Below are 15,763 nucleotides of genomic sequence, written 5' to 3' on the forward strand. Positions count from 1 at the left end.
TAAAAAATTGACAAAAAGTAATTGACAAATAATTAACGATATTATATACTTATTCCAGTGAAACAAAACGTCTAACTTTTAGGAGGAAAATGATCATGGCGACAAAGAAAAAAGAAGCACCGGCAATTATCGACAATGTCGAAGCATTAGTGGCAAAGATGAAAGCGATGAGAGAAGCTCAGCAGATTTTTGCCACATATACGCAGGAACAGGTTGACAAAATCTTTTTTGAAGCAGCTATGGCAGCAAACAAACAGCGTATTCCACTTGCAAAAATGGCAGTAGAAGAGACAGGTATGGGCGTTGTTGAAGATAAAATCATTAAGAATCACTATGCAGCAGAATATATCTACAATGCATATAAAAATACAAAGACATGTGGAGTTATCGAGGAAGACACAGCCTATGGAATCAAGAAGATCGCAGAGCCGATCGGACTGATTGCCGCAGTTATCCCGACGACAAACCCGACATCCACAGCGATTTTTAAGACGCTGATTGCTCTGAAGACAAGAAATGCGATCATCATCAGTCCGCATCCGCGTGCAAAAGCATCCACAATTGCAGCAGCGAAAGTTGTTCTCGATGCAGCAGTGAAGGCAGGAGCTCCGGAAGGAATCATCGGATGGATCGATGTACCGTCTCTTGAACTTACAAACGAAGTCATGAGAGATTCAGATATTATCCTTGCAACAGGCGGACCGGGAATGGTAAAAGCAGCTTATTCTTCAGGAAAGCCGGCCCTTGGCGTTGGAGCAGGTAATACACCGGTCATCATCGACGATACAGCAGATATCAAAATGGCGGTAAACTCCATCATCCATTCCAAAACATTTGACAATGGTATGATCTGTGCTTCCGAACAGTCCGTAACTGTTCTGGAAGGTGTGTATGAAGAAGTAAAGAAAGAATTCGCATACCGCGGATGCTATTTCTTAAAGAAAGACGAAATCGATAAAGTAAGAAAGACAATCATCATCAATGGAGCGCTGAACGCGAAGATCGTCGGACAGACAGCCTACACAATCGCAAAACTGGCTGGCGTGACAGTTCCGGAAAATACAAAGATCCTTATCGGGGAAGTAGAATCCGTAGATATTTCTGAAGAATTCGCTCACGAAAAACTTTCTCCGGTACTTGCAATGTACAAGGCAAAAACATTTGACGAAGCACTCCAGAAGGCAGAACGTCTCGTGGCAGACGGCGGATATGGACATACATCTTCTCTCTATATCCACACAGCGGAAAAAGAAAAGATGGCAAAACACGCAGAAGCGATGAAGACATGCCGTATTCTCGTAAATACTCCTTCCTCACAGGGCGGTATCGGTGACTTATACAACTTTAAGCTTGCTCCGTCACTGACACTTGGCTGTGGTTCCTGGGGCGGCAACTCTGTTTCTGAAAACGTAGGAGTGAAACACCTGATCAACATCAAGACAGTTGCCGAGAGGAGAGAAAATATGCTTTGGTTCAGAACACCTGAAAAGGTTTACTTTAAAAAAGGATGTATGCCGGTAGCACTTGACGAACTCGGCACAGAAATGCATAAGAAAAAAGCATTCATTGTTACAGACAGTTTCTTATACAAAAACGGTTATGTAAAACCAATCGAAGAAAAACTGGATGAAATGGGAATCCAGCATACATGCTTCTACGAAGTTGCTCCGGATCCGACTTTACAGTGTGCGCTGAAAGGTACAGATCAGATGAAAGCTTTCGAACCGGATACGATCATCGCTCTCGGTGGTGGTTCTGCGATGGACGCTGCAAAGATTATGTGGGTAATGTATGAACATCCGGAAGCAAACTTCGAAGATATGGCTATGGATTTCATGGATATCCGTAAGAGGGTATATAAATTCCCTAAGATGGGCGAGAAAGCTTACTTTGTAGCAATCCCGACATCTTCCGGTACAGGTTCTGAAGTGACACCGTTTGCGATCATTACAGACGCAGATACAGGTGTAAAATGGCCGCTGGCAGATTACGAATTACTTCCGAATATGGCAATCGTGGATGTGGACAACATGATGACTCAGCCAAAGGGTCTGACAAGTGCATCCGGTATCGATGTTATGACACATGCCATCGAAGCATATGTATCTATTATGGCTACAGAATATACAGACGGTCTGGCATTAAAAGCGATCAAGACAGTATTTGACTACTTGCCGGCTGCATATGACAAGGGAGCAGCAGATCCGATTGCCAGAGAAAAGATGGCAAATGCTTCCTGTATGGCAGGTATGGCTTTCGCCAATGCATTCCTGGGACTGAATCACTCCATGGCTCACAAACTGGGTGCATTCCACCATATCCCGCACGGTGTGGCAAACGCTTTGCTTTTAACGAACGTGATCCGTTACAATGCAGCAGAAGTGCCGGTTAAGATGGGAACATTCTCCCAGTATCAGTATCCGCATGCGCAGGCTAGATATGCTGAAGCAGCAAGATTTGCAGGAATCTGCGGAAAAGACGACGCTGAGACAGTAGAATTGTTCTGCGAAAAACTGGAAGAATTAAAGAAAGCAATCGGAATTCCGAAGACGATCAAAGAATGGGGAATCAAGGAAGAAGACTTCCTTGCCACTCTGGATGAGATGGTGGAACAGGCGTTTAATGACCAGTGTACTGGAGCAAACCCGAGATATCCTCTTATGAGCGAGATTAAAGAACTTTACCTGAAATCCTACTATGGAAAATAATATATTCTCAGATTAAGTGTTTTAGGGCGTGGCGGACATATGTCATGCCCTGAAACACTTTTTGTTAAATTGTTTGTTAAATAACTTACTATTGTCTGAGAAATATGGTATAATGGGTTCAAATTAAAAAACAGTTTAAAATGACAGGAGGTATTCTTATGAAGCTGGAAAATGTAATTGTGGAGCGTCCTTATAAAAAAGTATATCGCTGTGAAGAAGGAATCGCGAAAGTATTCGAACCATCTCATCCGAAAGCAGATGTATTTAATGAAGCGCTGAATCAGGCAAGAGTGGAAGCGACAGGCCTGGATATCCCGAAAGTGATAAGCGTAAGTGAGATCGATGGGAAATGGGCTCTTGTTGTTGAATATAAAGAGGGAAAGACGCTGGAAGATCTGATGAATGAACATCCGGAAAATATGGAAACATATATGGATGAGTTTGTAAATCTCCAGATCCAGGTTCAAGAAAAGACATCTCCGCTTTTGAACCAGCTGAAAGATAAGCTTGCACGTCAGATCAACGGACTGAAAGATGTCATTGATGCGACGACAAGATATGAACTCCTGACAAGACTTGACAGTATGCCGACGCATCACAAAGTATGCCACGGCGACTTTAATCCAAGCAATGTCATCGTAAGCGATGATGGAAAATTTTATATTGTTGACTGGGCGCATGTGACACAGGGAAATGCAAGTGCTGACGCGGCCATGACGTATTTGATGTTTGCACTGAAAGACAAAGCTCTGGCCGATACATATCTGGATATATTCTGTAAAAAGAGTGATACGGCCAAACAGTATGTACAGCAGTGGCTTCCGATCATTGCCGCATCTGCGCTGACAAGAAAAGATGCGATGGGAAAAGATTTCCTTATGCAGTGGATCGATATTATCGACTATCAATAAGAAGTCGGAAAGAAAAACTGCCGGGTCCGATAAGCGGATTCCGGCAGTATGTTTTTCTGTCCAGGAAAAGATTATTTCAAGAAAAGACGAGGAAAAAAGCGATGATACGGATGACCGAAGAGAAAGATATCCCTCATGTTATGGAGATTATACATATGGCGCAGGAGCAGTTTTGCAGGATGGGTATCGATCAATGGCAGGATGGATACCCCAATGAAGAAGTGATCCGGAGAGATATGGACAGGCGGGAGAGCTATGTAGCTGAGAAAGAGGAAACAGTCATCGGGACGGCCGCGATCTCTATGGAAAAAGAGGAAAATTATGAGATCATCAAAAATGGAGAATGGCTGACAGGCAACAGGAAAAACTATGCTGTGATCCATCGGATTGCGACACACAACGCATATAAAAGAAACGGGACAGCTGACGCATTTTTGCGATTTGCACAGCAGGCGGCTTTGAAGAAGGGGAAGGAAAGCATTCGTATCGACACCCACCCGGACAACCGGATTATGCAGAACTGGATACGAAAAAACGGATTTGTGTACTGCGGACATATCTTTCTGGATGATGGAGCATTGCGCTATGCATATGAAAAATGTCTATAAACAGAATATATTTATTTTAGAAAAGCTTTAGAATTCCTCCATAGTTTCGACAAATATCCCGTGTTATACTTAATCAGTAAGAACTAGGAAGGGGGACGAATCATGAAAGAAGTAAAAACGCCCAGGAAACCGTTTATCATATATGTGCTGGTCGTGGCGTTCATCATTATTGTTTTAAATGGACTGCTGTTTCCGAATATTATGAATAAACATGTTAAAGAAGTAGATTACGGTACTTTCATGACTATGATAGATGAAAAAGATATCGGTCTTGTGGAAGTAAAAGATACAGAGATCGTATTTACGGACAAGTCGGAAGAGAATGTGTATAAGACAGGGGTAATGAATGATCCTCAGCTCGTGGATCGGCTTCATGAGGCAGATGCAAAATTTCAGAGAAACGTGGAGGAGCAGATGCCGATCTGGCTGTCTCTGATTTTATCCTATGTGGTGCCGATTGCTATCTTTATACTGCTCGGAAGCTGGCTTTCTAAGAAGATGATGTCCAAGATGGGAGGCGGCGCCAACTCCATGGCATTTGGAATGGGGAAAAGCAACGCCAAAATCTATGTGCAGTCGGATTCCGGAATTCATTTTTCCGATGTGGCGGGGGAAGATGAGGCAAAAGAACTGCTGACTGAAATCGTAGACTTTCTCCACAATCCGCAGAGATACCGCGAGATCGGCGCATCCATGCCGAAAGGTGCTCTTCTTGTGGGGCCTCCGGGGACAGGAAAAACATTGCTCGCAAAGGCGGTAGCCGGCGAGGCAAACGTTCCGTTCTTTTCTATCTCCGGATCAGAGTTCGTGGAGATGTTCGTCGGAATGGGTGCCGCCAAAGTAAGAGATCTTTTCAAACAGGCAAACGAAAAAGCGCCGTGTATCGTATTTATCGATGAGATCGATACGATTGGGAAGAAGAGAGACGGACAGATTGGCGGAAATGATGAAAGAGAACAGACCCTGAATCAGCTCCTCACGGAGATGGATGGGTTCGACGGATCCAGGGGAGTCGTGATTCTGGCTGCTACCAACAGGCCTGATTCTCTTGACCCTGCACTTTTGAGACCAGGCCGGTTTGACAGGAGAATACCGGTAGAACTCCCGGATATGGCTGGTCGTGCAGCGATCCTGAGAGTGCATGCAAAGAAGATCAAGATTGCGGACAATGTGGATTTTGATGAGATCGCGAAGATGACGGCAGGTGCATCCGGTGCGGAGCTTGCCAATATTGTCAACGAAGCGGCGCTTCGCGCGGTCAGAGAAAAAAGAAAATTTGCGACGCAGGCTGATATGGAAGCCAGCGTGGAAGTTGTTATCGCCGGATATGAGAAAAAGACAAGAGTTCTGTCGAATAAAGAAAAACTCCAGGTTTCCTACCATGAAGTAGGCCATGCGCTTGTGGCTGCTATGCAGACGCATTCTGCACCGGTACAGAAGATCACGATCATACCGAGGACGAGCGGAGCGCTGGGATATACCCTTCAGGTTGAAGAAAAAGAGCATTTTCTGATGTCCAGGGAAGAGCTGGAAAACAAGATCGCGACCTTTACGGGAGGACGGGCAGCGGAAGAACTGATCTTCCATTCCATCTCAACAGGAGCATCCAACGATATTGAGCAGGCGACAAAGATCGCCAGAGCGATGATCATGCAGTATGGAATGTCGGATGAATTTGACATGGTAGCCCTCCAGAATGTCTCGAACCAGTATCTTGGGGGAGATGCCACACTTGCATGCTCCAATGAGACGGCTACACTTATCGACAGAAAGGTTATTGAGCTTGTAAAAGAACAGCACGCCAAGGCAAAGAAAATATTGGAAGACAATATTATGAAGCTTCACGAGATCGCAAAGTATCTGTATGAGCAGGAGACGATTACGGGAGAAGAGTTCATGGAGATACTGAACCGGAAGCCAGAACAGATCGAAGAAAAACCAGAAGAATAAAAGGACAAGAGAAAACTCTATGCAGAATGTATATCTGCATAGAGTTTTTTGATGAGTTGTTGTGCTGAAAAGAGCTATTTGTCAGAAAAATACATTTCCGCCTACTACGATACCATCGTGCCCTGTGGAAGCAGCCCGAAACTGGTAACAATTGCTCACAGAGGCCAGTCTTTTTCCATTCAAAGCATCTCTGGCAACCTGGTAGCAGAGAGGCTTTGGTCCACGTTCCAGCACGCGGCTCAAGCTTCCGTTCCAAGTCGGAGAAAACTGTCCGCTTTGATAAATAACACCGCTTAATGTGTTCGGATAACGAGGGCTTTCCACACGGTTCATGATGACAGTAGCTACAGCAAGCAAAGCATTGTAGTCTGTGGAGCCAGCTTCGCATTCCAGTATTGCGGCAAAGAGAACAAGATCGCTTGTGTCTGACTGCTGAGGTGGTTTTTGTGTGGTTCCATTATCAGAATTTGGTTTTTGATTGTCTTGATTTGATGTATTGTCTCCAGGATTTTGTGACTGGTTTTTGTTGGAAGAATCGGATTCCCCCGACTGACTGCCTGCCGCGTTGTAGGAGTCCTGCTTGGCTTGCAATGCCTTTTTTGCAGCTTCCTGTGCTGCCTTTGCGGCGGCAAGCTCTTTCGACGAAGCATCCAGTTTTATGCTTGTGGAAGAGATTTTTGTATTCAGTTCTTTTTCTTTGGACACCATTTCCTTTTTCAGGGCATCCAGTTCTTTTTCCTGCTTTCGCAAGGCTTTTTCTTTTTGGTCGATATCGTTTCGCGTTTCCGTGAGACGGTCGAGCATTTTACGGTCATATTCCGTGACTTTTGATACAAAATCCATCCTGTTTAGGAATTCCCCCATGCTGGAAGAAGAAAAAAGGATATCAAAAAAGGAAGTATTTCCGTTTTCGTAAATGAACTGGATTCTTTTTTTCATAGCGCGGTACTGTAACTCTTCGTTCAGCTTTGCGGCGGTAAGATCCAGTTCAGCCTGCTCGGCTGCCTTATTCGTACTTTCAATCTTTTTGGCAAGAGAAGTGATCTCTTTGCTCAGTGAAGATAACTGCTTATTCAGATCCTGCAGTTCGGATTCAAGGCCCTGGGTCTGCTGTTCCAAGTCAGACACTGTATCCTCAGCGTTTGCAAAAACTGGGGTAAGGGTAAGAACAGTGGTACAGGCAAAAGCAGTAAAAGCACGAATCAAGGGTTTGAATGTTGCTTTCATTATACCGAATCCTTTCGTAAAAAAATAAGTGCCACTTAAGTATACTATAAATTGCGCAATTAATCAAATTTTGATAAAATGTAGAAGATATGAGTATATTGGATATGGGTGGCTATAAGAAAGGAACAGATATGGCAAAGATAAAAATGATAGGGCTGGATCTGGATGGAACACTTCTGAATGAAAAGAAATGTCTGTCAGAATACTCCAGAAAAGTACTTGAGAAAGCAATCAGTAAGGGAATCATTGTGCTGGTAGCTACCGGGCGTCCGCTCTATGGCGTCCCGGAATTTATGAGAGAATTTCCCGGAATGCGCTACATTCTTACTGCAAATGGAGCGAGGATACTGAAGCGGGAAAATGGCTTTCATATGATATATGAACATCTGCTTCCCATTGAAGATGCCGAGAAGGTATTGGATGTTCTGGAAGAATATGATACACTAAGAGATGTCTATTATGACGGAATTGGTTATGCAGGCCGGGCCGAGATCGAGAGGATAGAGGAATTCTACCCGAATCCGGCGATGCAGGAGTACATACGGAACACCAGAAACAGGGTGGAAAGTGTGAGGGAGAAGATGAAAGAATTCCCGGGAGGACTGGATAAGATACAGGCAGTTTTTAAACGGATCGATGACAGAGACGAGGCGATGCGAAGACTTAAACGAGAGCCGTCGTTGGCTGTGACAGGTGCACTTTTCAATAATATTGAAGTAAACGCCAAGGGTGTAGATAAAGGAAACGGACTTTTAAAACTGGGAGAAATGCTGGGAATCAAAAGAGAAGAAATCATGGCCTGCGGAGATGGACTCAACGACCTTGCAATGATCCAAAAAGTAGGACTTGGGGTTGCGATGGCAAACGCATCGGAAGAGGTAAAAGAAGCCGCCGATTATGTGACAGCCGGAAACGAAGAAGACGGCGTGGCTAAAGCTATTGAAAAATTTGTTCTGAATGAAAAGGAGGAAAAAGAGTGGATATTATTATAGCGGTTATTTTGGGAATCATCCAGGGAATCACGGAATGGCTCCCGATCAGCAGCACGGGACATCTGCTTTTGGCGGATGAATTCCTGCATATGAATGTGAGCACAGAATTTATGAATATGTTTAAAGTCGTGATTCAGCTGGCATCAGTCATTGCAGTCATTGTACTTTATTTCCATAAGCTGAATCCGTTTTCGCCGAAGAAGACACGAGCTCAGAAGATCCATACAGTTGAGCTGTGGATGAAAGTGGCAGTTGCCTGCATCCCATCGGCGGTGGGGCTTTTTATCGATGATATCGTGGATGAAAAGTTGTCCAATTATATTGTAATTTCTTTGATGCTGATCATCTACGGTATTCTCTTCATCGTCATTGAAAAGCGGAATGCACATATGCAGCCTAGGATTACAAAACTAAAAGAATTGACTTATCTTACGGCATTTGCCATCGGCTGGTTCCAGGTGTTGGCTATGATTCCGGGGACATCCCGTTCCGGTGCAACCATTGTAGGGGCATTGCTGATCGGTGTGGCACGTCCGGTGGCAGCGGAATTTACGTTTTTTCTGGCCATTCCGACGATGTTTGCCGCAAGCGGACTGAAACTGTTCAAGTTTGGCTTCCACTATACATCTATGGAAGTGCTGATCCTCTTGGTAGGATGCGTGGTATCGTTCCTTGTTTCTGTATTTGCCATCAAATTCCTGATGGGATATATCAAGAAACACGATTTTACCGTGTTCGGCTACTACCGGATCATACTCGGTATCGTAGTACTTGGTTATTTCCTGATTTTTGCATAGTAAATATACACAAAGCAGGCGGTTTTTATACAATATAAATGTATAAAAATGCGCTTGCTTTTTTTGCGAAATGTGCTAAAATAGAGAAAGTACAGTTGAATATCACAGAAAAGAAAACGTATTTTTATTCAATCAAAGGTATGGAGGAGAGAATTATGAAGTTGAAAAAAGTGTTAGCAGCTGCTCTTGCAGCGGTATGTGTCATGTCTATGGCGGCATGTGGGTCCAAAGAAGAAAAAGAAGTTTCTGTTGCAAGTCAGGATGACCTGAAAAACCTTACGATCGGGGTGCAGCAGGGAACCACAGGAGATTTGTTATGTTCTGAAATCGTAGAAAAGGACAGCCAGATGAAGCGTTATCCGAAGGGCGCAGCAGCAGTTCAGGCCCTGAAGACGGGAAAATTGGACTGTGTTGTGATTGATACACAGCCGGCCGAAAAATTTGTGGAGAAGAATGATGATCTGAAAATCATAAGCGACTTGTTTGAGGATGAGCAGTATGCGATATGCCTGAAAAAGGGAAATACAGAGCTTCAGGAATCCATGAATCAAGCTTTGGCAGAACTGAAAGAAGAAGGAACTCTGGATAAGATCATCAGCAATTATATCGGGGACGTAGGATCCTACCAGTATGAAAGTCCGGCAGATGCAGATCATTCCAAGGGAGAACTTGTCATGGCAACCAACGCCGAATTTGAACCGTATGAATATCACGATGGAGACAAGATTGTCGGGATTGACGTGGACATTGCGACAGCAATCTGTGACAAGATGGGTTACAGCTTAAAGATCGAAGATATGGAATTTGATTCCATCCTTCCGGCTATCGAAGCTGGAAAAGCTGATTTTGGTGCAGCAGGGATGACAGTGACAGAAGAAAGAAAGAAAAATGTAGACTTTACGGACACTTATGCAAATGCAAGTCAGGTCGTTATCGTAAGAAAATAAACAGCAAAGAAGACAGGACTGCTGATAGAAACCAACAGTCCTGTTTTTTCGGAAGAAAGGTGGAAATATGGAGGGATTCACAAAAGTTTACGGGGCTCTTCTGGCCTCCAATTCGTTTGCGGACCGGTTTTACCAGAACTTTATAGAGGACAACCGATGGCTTACACTTTTGAACGGTCTGAAAGTGACGGTAATTGTCACGCTGGAGGCTCTGCTGATTGGTATTATCATCGGTTTTATTGTAGCGATCATCCGATCCTATCACGATAAGACAGGGAAATTTAAAATACTGAATGTGATTTGTAAAATCTATCTGACGATTATCCGGGGGACTCCGTCCATGATCCAGATCCTTATCATGTATTTGGTCGTATTCGGATCTTCCTCTCTCAATTCGATCATTATCGGTGGAATTGCCTTTGGTATCAATTCCGGTGCATACGTGGCGGAGATCGTACGGTCAGGGATCATGTCTATACCGGAAGGACAGACAGAGGCCGGAAGAAGTTTGGGATTAAGCTATGCGCAGACAATGCGGCTGATCATCATGCCGCAGGCATTTAAAAATGTACTTCCGGCTCTTGTAAACGAAATGATCGTGCTGATCAAGGAGACAGCCATTATCGGATATATCGGAGAACAGGATTTGACGAAGGCAGCCATGATCATCCAGAGTCGTACATTCGATGCTCTGATGCCTCTGGTTGCAGCAGCGGTAATTTATCTTGCCCTGATCAGTTTGCTGACATTCTTTATGAATAAGCTGGAAAGGAGGCTTAGGACTAATGAACGTTAAAGGAGAGACATTGCTCCAGGTAGAAAATCTGGAAAAAGCATTTGGGAAAAACAAAGTCCTCAGAGGAATCACAACAGAGATTCATAAAGGGGAGGTAGTGGTAATTATCGGCCCATCTGGTTCCGGGAAGTCTACATTTCTGCGCTCCTTGAATCTTCTGGAAAAACCGACAGGTGGAAAGATCCGCTTTGAGGGGACGGATATCACAGATCCAAAAGTCAACATTGATATCCACAGACAGAAGATTGGTATGGTATTCCAGCATTTCAATCTGTTCCCGCATAAGACCATCCTGGAAAATATTACCCTTGCTCCGGTAACATTGGGGAAACTAAGTCCGGAGGAGGCAAACAGCAGGGCAAAAGAACTGCTTGAGCGGGTTGGACTTCTCGAGAAAGCGAATACATATCCGGAGCAGCTTTCCGGAGGACAGAAACAGAGGATTGCTATTGTACGGGCACTTGCCATGGATCCGGATGTACTTCTGTTTGATGAGCCGACTTCCGCGCTGGACCCGGAGATGGTGGGGGAAGTTCTTGATTTGATGAAGGAGCTTGCCAAGGATGGAATGACAATGGTTGTCGTTACACATGAAATGGGATTTGCGAGGGAAGTTGGAACGAGAGTCCTGTTTGTAGACGAGGGGGTCATCAAAGAGGAAAACGCTCCAAAACAGTTTTTTGCGGAGCCGAAAGATCCAAGACTGCAGGAATTTTTGAGAAAGGTATTGTAAAATGCAACGTGTTCTCCCTTCCTCTCCGGAAGGGGCTTGAACACGTTGCTTTTTTGTTGCTATACTATAGGACAGAAAGACAAAAAGGAGGAGCTAAATGGGGTTTGAACATGAATTGATCATTCCAAATGAAGGTTTTCCATTTAAGATTTTCCGGTTTGAAGGGATGCACGGTCATTATGTGCGCGAAAAGCATTGGCATCGTTCGATTGAAATTTTCGCTGTATTTGAAGGGAATCTCACTTTTTTTATCAATGAAGAGCAGCACTTGCTGCATCCAGGGGAGTTTATTTTGCTGAATTCCAATGAGGTACACTCTGTCTTGGCACCAAATCCCAACTGTACGATCGTGCTTCAGATCCCACTCAATATGTTCTCCGATTACTGTGAGGAAGATGGATTTTTGCTTTTTACGCACAGCCCGAGGACGCAGGACAAAAAGATCATGGAGCTGATCAGGGAGATGTACAGAGGGATTTCAGAGAGAGATACCGGATATGAGTGGAAAGTAAGAAGCGACTTTTTTTTGCTGATCTATCTTCTTGTGACAAAATACAAAAAAACAGAGATTGGATCGGAGGAGATCCGGCATTATCGGAAATTAAACAGGCTCTCCAGTATTACTGCGTATATTAGGGAAAATTACCAGAAAGAACTGTCGCTGGAAACGGTGGCGGAACATTTTGGCTACTCGCCCTCTTATTTATCCCGAATGTTTCAAAAGTATGCGCTGACCAACTACAAAACATTTCTCCAGAGTGTACGCACAGAGTATGCGTTTCAGGAGCTGGCAAACACAGAGCATACGATATCGGATATCGCCATGAACAGTGGATTTCCAAACAGCAAGTCGCTTTCCAGAGAGTTTCGGAAAAAGTATGGGATTTTGCCGAGTGAATACAGGAAAAGGCAAAAAAGTGCCATAAATTAGCTAAAAAATGGGTCGAAAAGGACAAAAAAGTGATGCTATAATGACCACAAAGATACAGGAGGGCGAAAAGATGAGTTTGGAGAACAATATGCCAAAAGTAAAACTGGGAATTGTGGCAGTAAGCAGAGACTGCTTCCCGGAGAGTTTGTCTGTCACAAGAAGGGAAGCACTTGTGAAAGCATACAAAGAGAAGTATGACATACAGGATATCTATGAATGTCCGGTCTGCATTGTAGAAAGTGAGATCCACATGATGCAGGCGTTGGAAGATATTAAGAAAGCGGGGTGCAATGCGCTTTGTGTCTATCTTGGAAATTTTGGACCGGAGATTTCTGAGACACTTCTGGCAAAACATTTTGATGGCCCGAAGATGTTTATCGCGGCAGCGGAGGAGTCCGGAGACCATCTGCGCCAGGGAAGAGGCGATGCTTACTGCGGCATGTTAAATGCCAGCTACAATCTGGCGCTTCGCAATATCAGAGCTTATATTCCGGAGTATCCCGTGGGAGATGCAGAAGACTGTGCAGATATGATCCATGAGTTTCTGCCGATCGCAAGGGCGGTCATTGCACTTCAGAATCTGAAGATCATAAGTTTTGGCCCAAGACCGCTCAATTTCCTTGCGTGCAATGCACCTGTCAAGCAGCTTTATAATCTCGGTGTAGAAATCGAGGAAAATTCTGAGCTGGATCTTTTTGAGGCATTCAATCGTCATGAAGGAGACGAACGAATTCCGGATATTGTCAAAGAGATGGAAGAAGAATTGGGAAAAGGAAATAAAAAGCCGGAAATTCTTCCTAAACTTGCACAGTATGAGCTGACACTAAAAGACTGGATCCGGGATCATAAAGGGTATCGGGAATATGTGGCCATCGCAGGCAAGTGCTGGCCGGCATTCCAGACACAGTTTGGATTTGTACCGTGCTATGTGAACAGCCGTCTGACAGCACAAGGGATACCTGTATCATGTGAAGTGGATATTTACGGAGCACTGAGCGAGTTTATCGGGACAGTTGTAAGCCAGGATACAGTGACACTTCTGGACATCAACAACACGGTTCCGAAAGATATGTACGAAGCGGAAATCAAAGGGAAATACGATTACACACTGAAAGATACATTCATGGGGTTCCACTGCGGAAATACTGCTTCCGGGAAACTTTCCTTCTGCGAAATGAAATATCAGATGATTATGGCAAGAACACTTCCGGAAGAAGTGACACAAGGGACACTGGAAGGAGATATCGCACCGGGAGATATTACGTTCTACCGACTTCAGAGTACCGCTGACAATAAACTGCGCGCATACATTGCACAAGGAGAAGTCCTTCCGGTAGCTACAAGATCCTTCGGCTCCATCGGCATTTTTGCAATCCCGGAAATGGGACGCTTCTACCGTCACGTACTTATTGAAGGGAACTACCCACACCACGGGGCAGTGGCATTCGGACATTTCGGAAAAGAACTCTACGAAGTATTCCGGTACATCGGAGTTGATACAGAAGAAATAGGATACAACCATCCGAAAGGAGTACGGTATAAAACCGAAAATCCGTTTGCATACTAAACAAATATGTGAAAGAGGGACGGGTTCCTGGAAGCAGGTACACGTCCCCGTTTTATCAGGAGGTAACAATATGTTGTATATTGGAGTGGATCTTGGCACTTCATCTGTCAAACTGCTTTTGATGGACAGCGATGGGCGGATCAGAAATATTGTATCGAGGGAATATCCGATTTCGTTCCCGCATCCAGGCTGGTCGGAGCAGAATCCTGAGGATTGGTACAGAGAAACTCTGGAGGGGATTCGTATTCTGACAGAGGGATTTGACAAAACCCAAATTTCAGGAATCAGTTTTGGCGGGCAGATGCACGGTCTTGTGACGCTGGATGTGGAGGACCATGTTATACGTCCTGCTATTCTCTGGAATGACAGTCGTTCTGTTCAGGAGACAGCGTATCTTAACGAAGTGATCGGGAAAGAAAAACTTTCAGCTTATACGGCCAATATTGCTTTTGCTGGGTTTACGGCGCCGAAGATTCTCTGGATGAGAAATCATGAGCCGGAACTTTTCGGAAGGATCAAAAAGATCATGCTCCCAAAAGATTATCTGTCCTACCGGCTCACAGGAGTATTTGCCAGTGATTACTCGGATGCATCGGGGATGCTTCTGATGGATGTGGAGAACAAATGCTGGTCTGAGGAAATGATGAAAATCTGCGGGATTGAGCGGGGACAGCTGCCGGATCTGTTTGAAAGTTACGATACCATCGGTACGGTAAAAAGCGATGTGGCCAGAGAAATCGGCCTTCCTGAAAATGTCAAGGTAATTGCCGGAGCAGGGGACAATGCGGCGGCAGCCATCGGTACGGGGACAGTCGGAGAGGGACGCTGCAATATCTCTCTTGGAACAAGCGGTACCATCTTTATCTCCAGCCATACGTTCCGCAAGGATACAAACAATGCGCTACATGCCTTTGCGCATGCAGACGGTCATTACCATTTGATGGGGTGCATGTTAAGCGCCGCATCCTGCAATAAATGGTGGATGGAGGACATACTGGATACAAAGGAGTTTTCAAAAGAGCAGGAAGAAATTTTTACACTTGGCGAGAATAGAGTTTTTTACCTTCCATACTTAATGGGGGAGCGTTCTCCGCATAATGATCCTTATGCAAGGGGGACATTTATCGGAATGACGATGGATACAACGCGGAAGGATATGACACAGGCAGTATTGGAAGGGGTGCTTTACGGTCTGCGGGATTCCCTGGAAGTGGCCAGGAGCCTGGGACTTTCCATCGAAAAGACAAAAATCTGCGGCGGTGGAGCAAAAAGCCTGCTGTGGAAAAAAATGGCAGCCAATATTTTGAATGTTAAGGTAGAGATTGCAAAAAACGAGGAGGGACCGGCTCTTGGCGGAGCGATTCTGGCAGCAGTAGGCTGCGGAGAATTTGAAAACGTAGAGCAGGCAGTGAGTAAAATCGTGAAAGTTGTCGAGACGATTGAACCGGAAAAAGAACTCGTGGAAAAATATGAAAAAGGATATCAGAAGTTCCGAAAGATCTATCCGGCTCTTCGCCCGGTATTTCAGGAGCTTGCGAGTTAAAACGAGAAAAGAAGCAATGGTTTCCGCAAAAGGAAGTTGTTGCTTCTTGTTTC

Annotated in this window: 13 protein-coding genes; 12 read left to right on the forward strand and 1 reads right to left on the reverse strand. The window is 44.6% G+C overall.

All coding sequences use genetic code 11. The features are described from left to right. The first annotated feature begins 95 nt into the window (after nt 1-95). The 4 genes from adhE to ftsH all read left to right on the forward strand — a co-directional run bounded on the left by adhE (nt 96) and on the right by ftsH (nt 6,177). Nucleotides 96-2,708, forward strand: a complete 2,613-nt coding sequence (gene adhE, locus FLB61_RS07225) for a bifunctional acetaldehyde-CoA/alcohol dehydrogenase (RefSeq protein ID WP_221919771.1) — start codon at nt 96-98, stop codon at nt 2,706-2,708. Nucleotides 2,709-2,866: 158 nt separating this feature from the next. Continuing rightward, nucleotides 2,867-3,619 (forward strand): aminoglycoside phosphotransferase family protein, encoded by a 753-nt coding sequence (locus FLB61_RS07230; RefSeq protein WP_087201624.1) that lies wholly within the window; start codon nt 2,867-2,869, stop codon nt 3,617-3,619. Between the two features lie 101 nt (nt 3,620-3,720). Continuing rightward, a complete protein-coding gene (locus tag FLB61_RS07235) occupies nt 3,721-4,227 on the forward strand; it encodes a GNAT family N-acetyltransferase (RefSeq protein ID WP_087201626.1) in 507 nt (168 codons plus the stop codon). 102 nt (nt 4,228-4,329) lie between these two features. Beyond that, nucleotides 4,330-6,177: an ATP-dependent zinc metalloprotease FtsH gene (gene ftsH, locus FLB61_RS07240; protein ID WP_087209795.1), complete on the forward strand. Its 1,848-nt coding sequence runs from the start codon at nt 4,330-4,332 to the stop codon at nt 6,175-6,177. A gap of 81 nt (nt 6,178-6,258) precedes the next feature. Here the strand turns inward: ftsH and FLB61_RS07245 are convergent, their stop codons facing one another. Beyond that, nucleotides 6,259-7,404 carry a cell wall hydrolase gene (locus FLB61_RS07245; protein WP_087209792.1) on the reverse strand — a complete coding sequence of 382 codons (1,146 nt, stop codon included), beginning with the start codon at nt 7,402-7,404 and terminating at the stop codon, nt 6,259-6,261. Nucleotides 7,405-7,535: 131 nt separating this feature from the next. Between FLB61_RS07245 and FLB61_RS07250 the strand changes: the two genes are divergently transcribed. The 8 genes from FLB61_RS07250 to xylB all read left to right on the forward strand — a co-directional run bounded on the left by FLB61_RS07250 (nt 7,536) and on the right by xylB (nt 15,710). Then, nucleotides 7,536-8,396 (forward strand): Cof-type HAD-IIB family hydrolase, encoded by an 861-nt coding sequence (locus FLB61_RS07250; protein ID WP_087201631.1) that lies wholly within the window; start codon nt 7,536-7,538, stop codon nt 8,394-8,396. Continuing rightward, nucleotides 8,381-9,193 (forward strand): undecaprenyl-diphosphate phosphatase, encoded by an 813-nt coding sequence (locus FLB61_RS07255; RefSeq protein ID WP_087201633.1) that lies wholly within the window; start codon nt 8,381-8,383, stop codon nt 9,191-9,193. Before FLB61_RS07250 ends, FLB61_RS07255 begins: the two co-directional genes overlap by 16 nt. 155 nt (nt 9,194-9,348) lie before the next feature. Next, nucleotides 9,349-10,140 (forward strand): transporter substrate-binding domain-containing protein, encoded by a 792-nt coding sequence (locus tag FLB61_RS07260; RefSeq protein WP_087201651.1) that lies wholly within the window; start codon nt 9,349-9,351, stop codon nt 10,138-10,140. A 67-nt stretch (nt 10,141-10,207) separates the two neighbouring features. After that, complete coding sequence (locus FLB61_RS07265; protein ID WP_087201635.1) at nt 10,208-10,936, forward strand: amino acid ABC transporter permease; 729 nt, start codon at nt 10,208-10,210, stop codon at nt 10,934-10,936. Further along, nucleotides 10,926-11,669 (forward strand): amino acid ABC transporter ATP-binding protein, encoded by a 744-nt coding sequence (locus FLB61_RS07270; RefSeq protein ID WP_087201638.1) that lies wholly within the window; start codon nt 10,926-10,928, stop codon nt 11,667-11,669. Before FLB61_RS07265 ends, FLB61_RS07270 begins: the two co-directional genes overlap by 11 nt. 97 nt (nt 11,670-11,766) lie before the next feature. Next, complete coding sequence (locus tag FLB61_RS07275; protein ID WP_087201640.1) at nt 11,767-12,600, forward strand: helix-turn-helix transcriptional regulator; 834 nt, start codon at nt 11,767-11,769, stop codon at nt 12,598-12,600. Between the two features lie 70 nt (nt 12,601-12,670). Further along, a complete protein-coding gene (locus FLB61_RS07280; RefSeq protein ID WP_221919772.1) occupies nt 12,671-14,167 on the forward strand; it encodes an L-fucose/L-arabinose isomerase family protein in 1,497 nt (498 codons plus the stop codon). A gap of 70 nt (nt 14,168-14,237) precedes the next feature. Further along, nucleotides 14,238-15,710: a xylulokinase gene (gene xylB, locus FLB61_RS07285; RefSeq protein ID WP_087203295.1), complete on the forward strand. Its 1,473-nt coding sequence runs from the start codon at nt 14,238-14,240 to the stop codon at nt 15,708-15,710. Nucleotides 15,711-15,763 lie beyond the last annotated feature (53 nt).

The organism is Sellimonas caecigallum (assembly GCF_019754295.1).
Taxonomy (GTDB): domain Bacteria; phylum Bacillota; class Clostridia; order Lachnospirales; family Lachnospiraceae; genus Sellimonas; species Sellimonas caecigallum.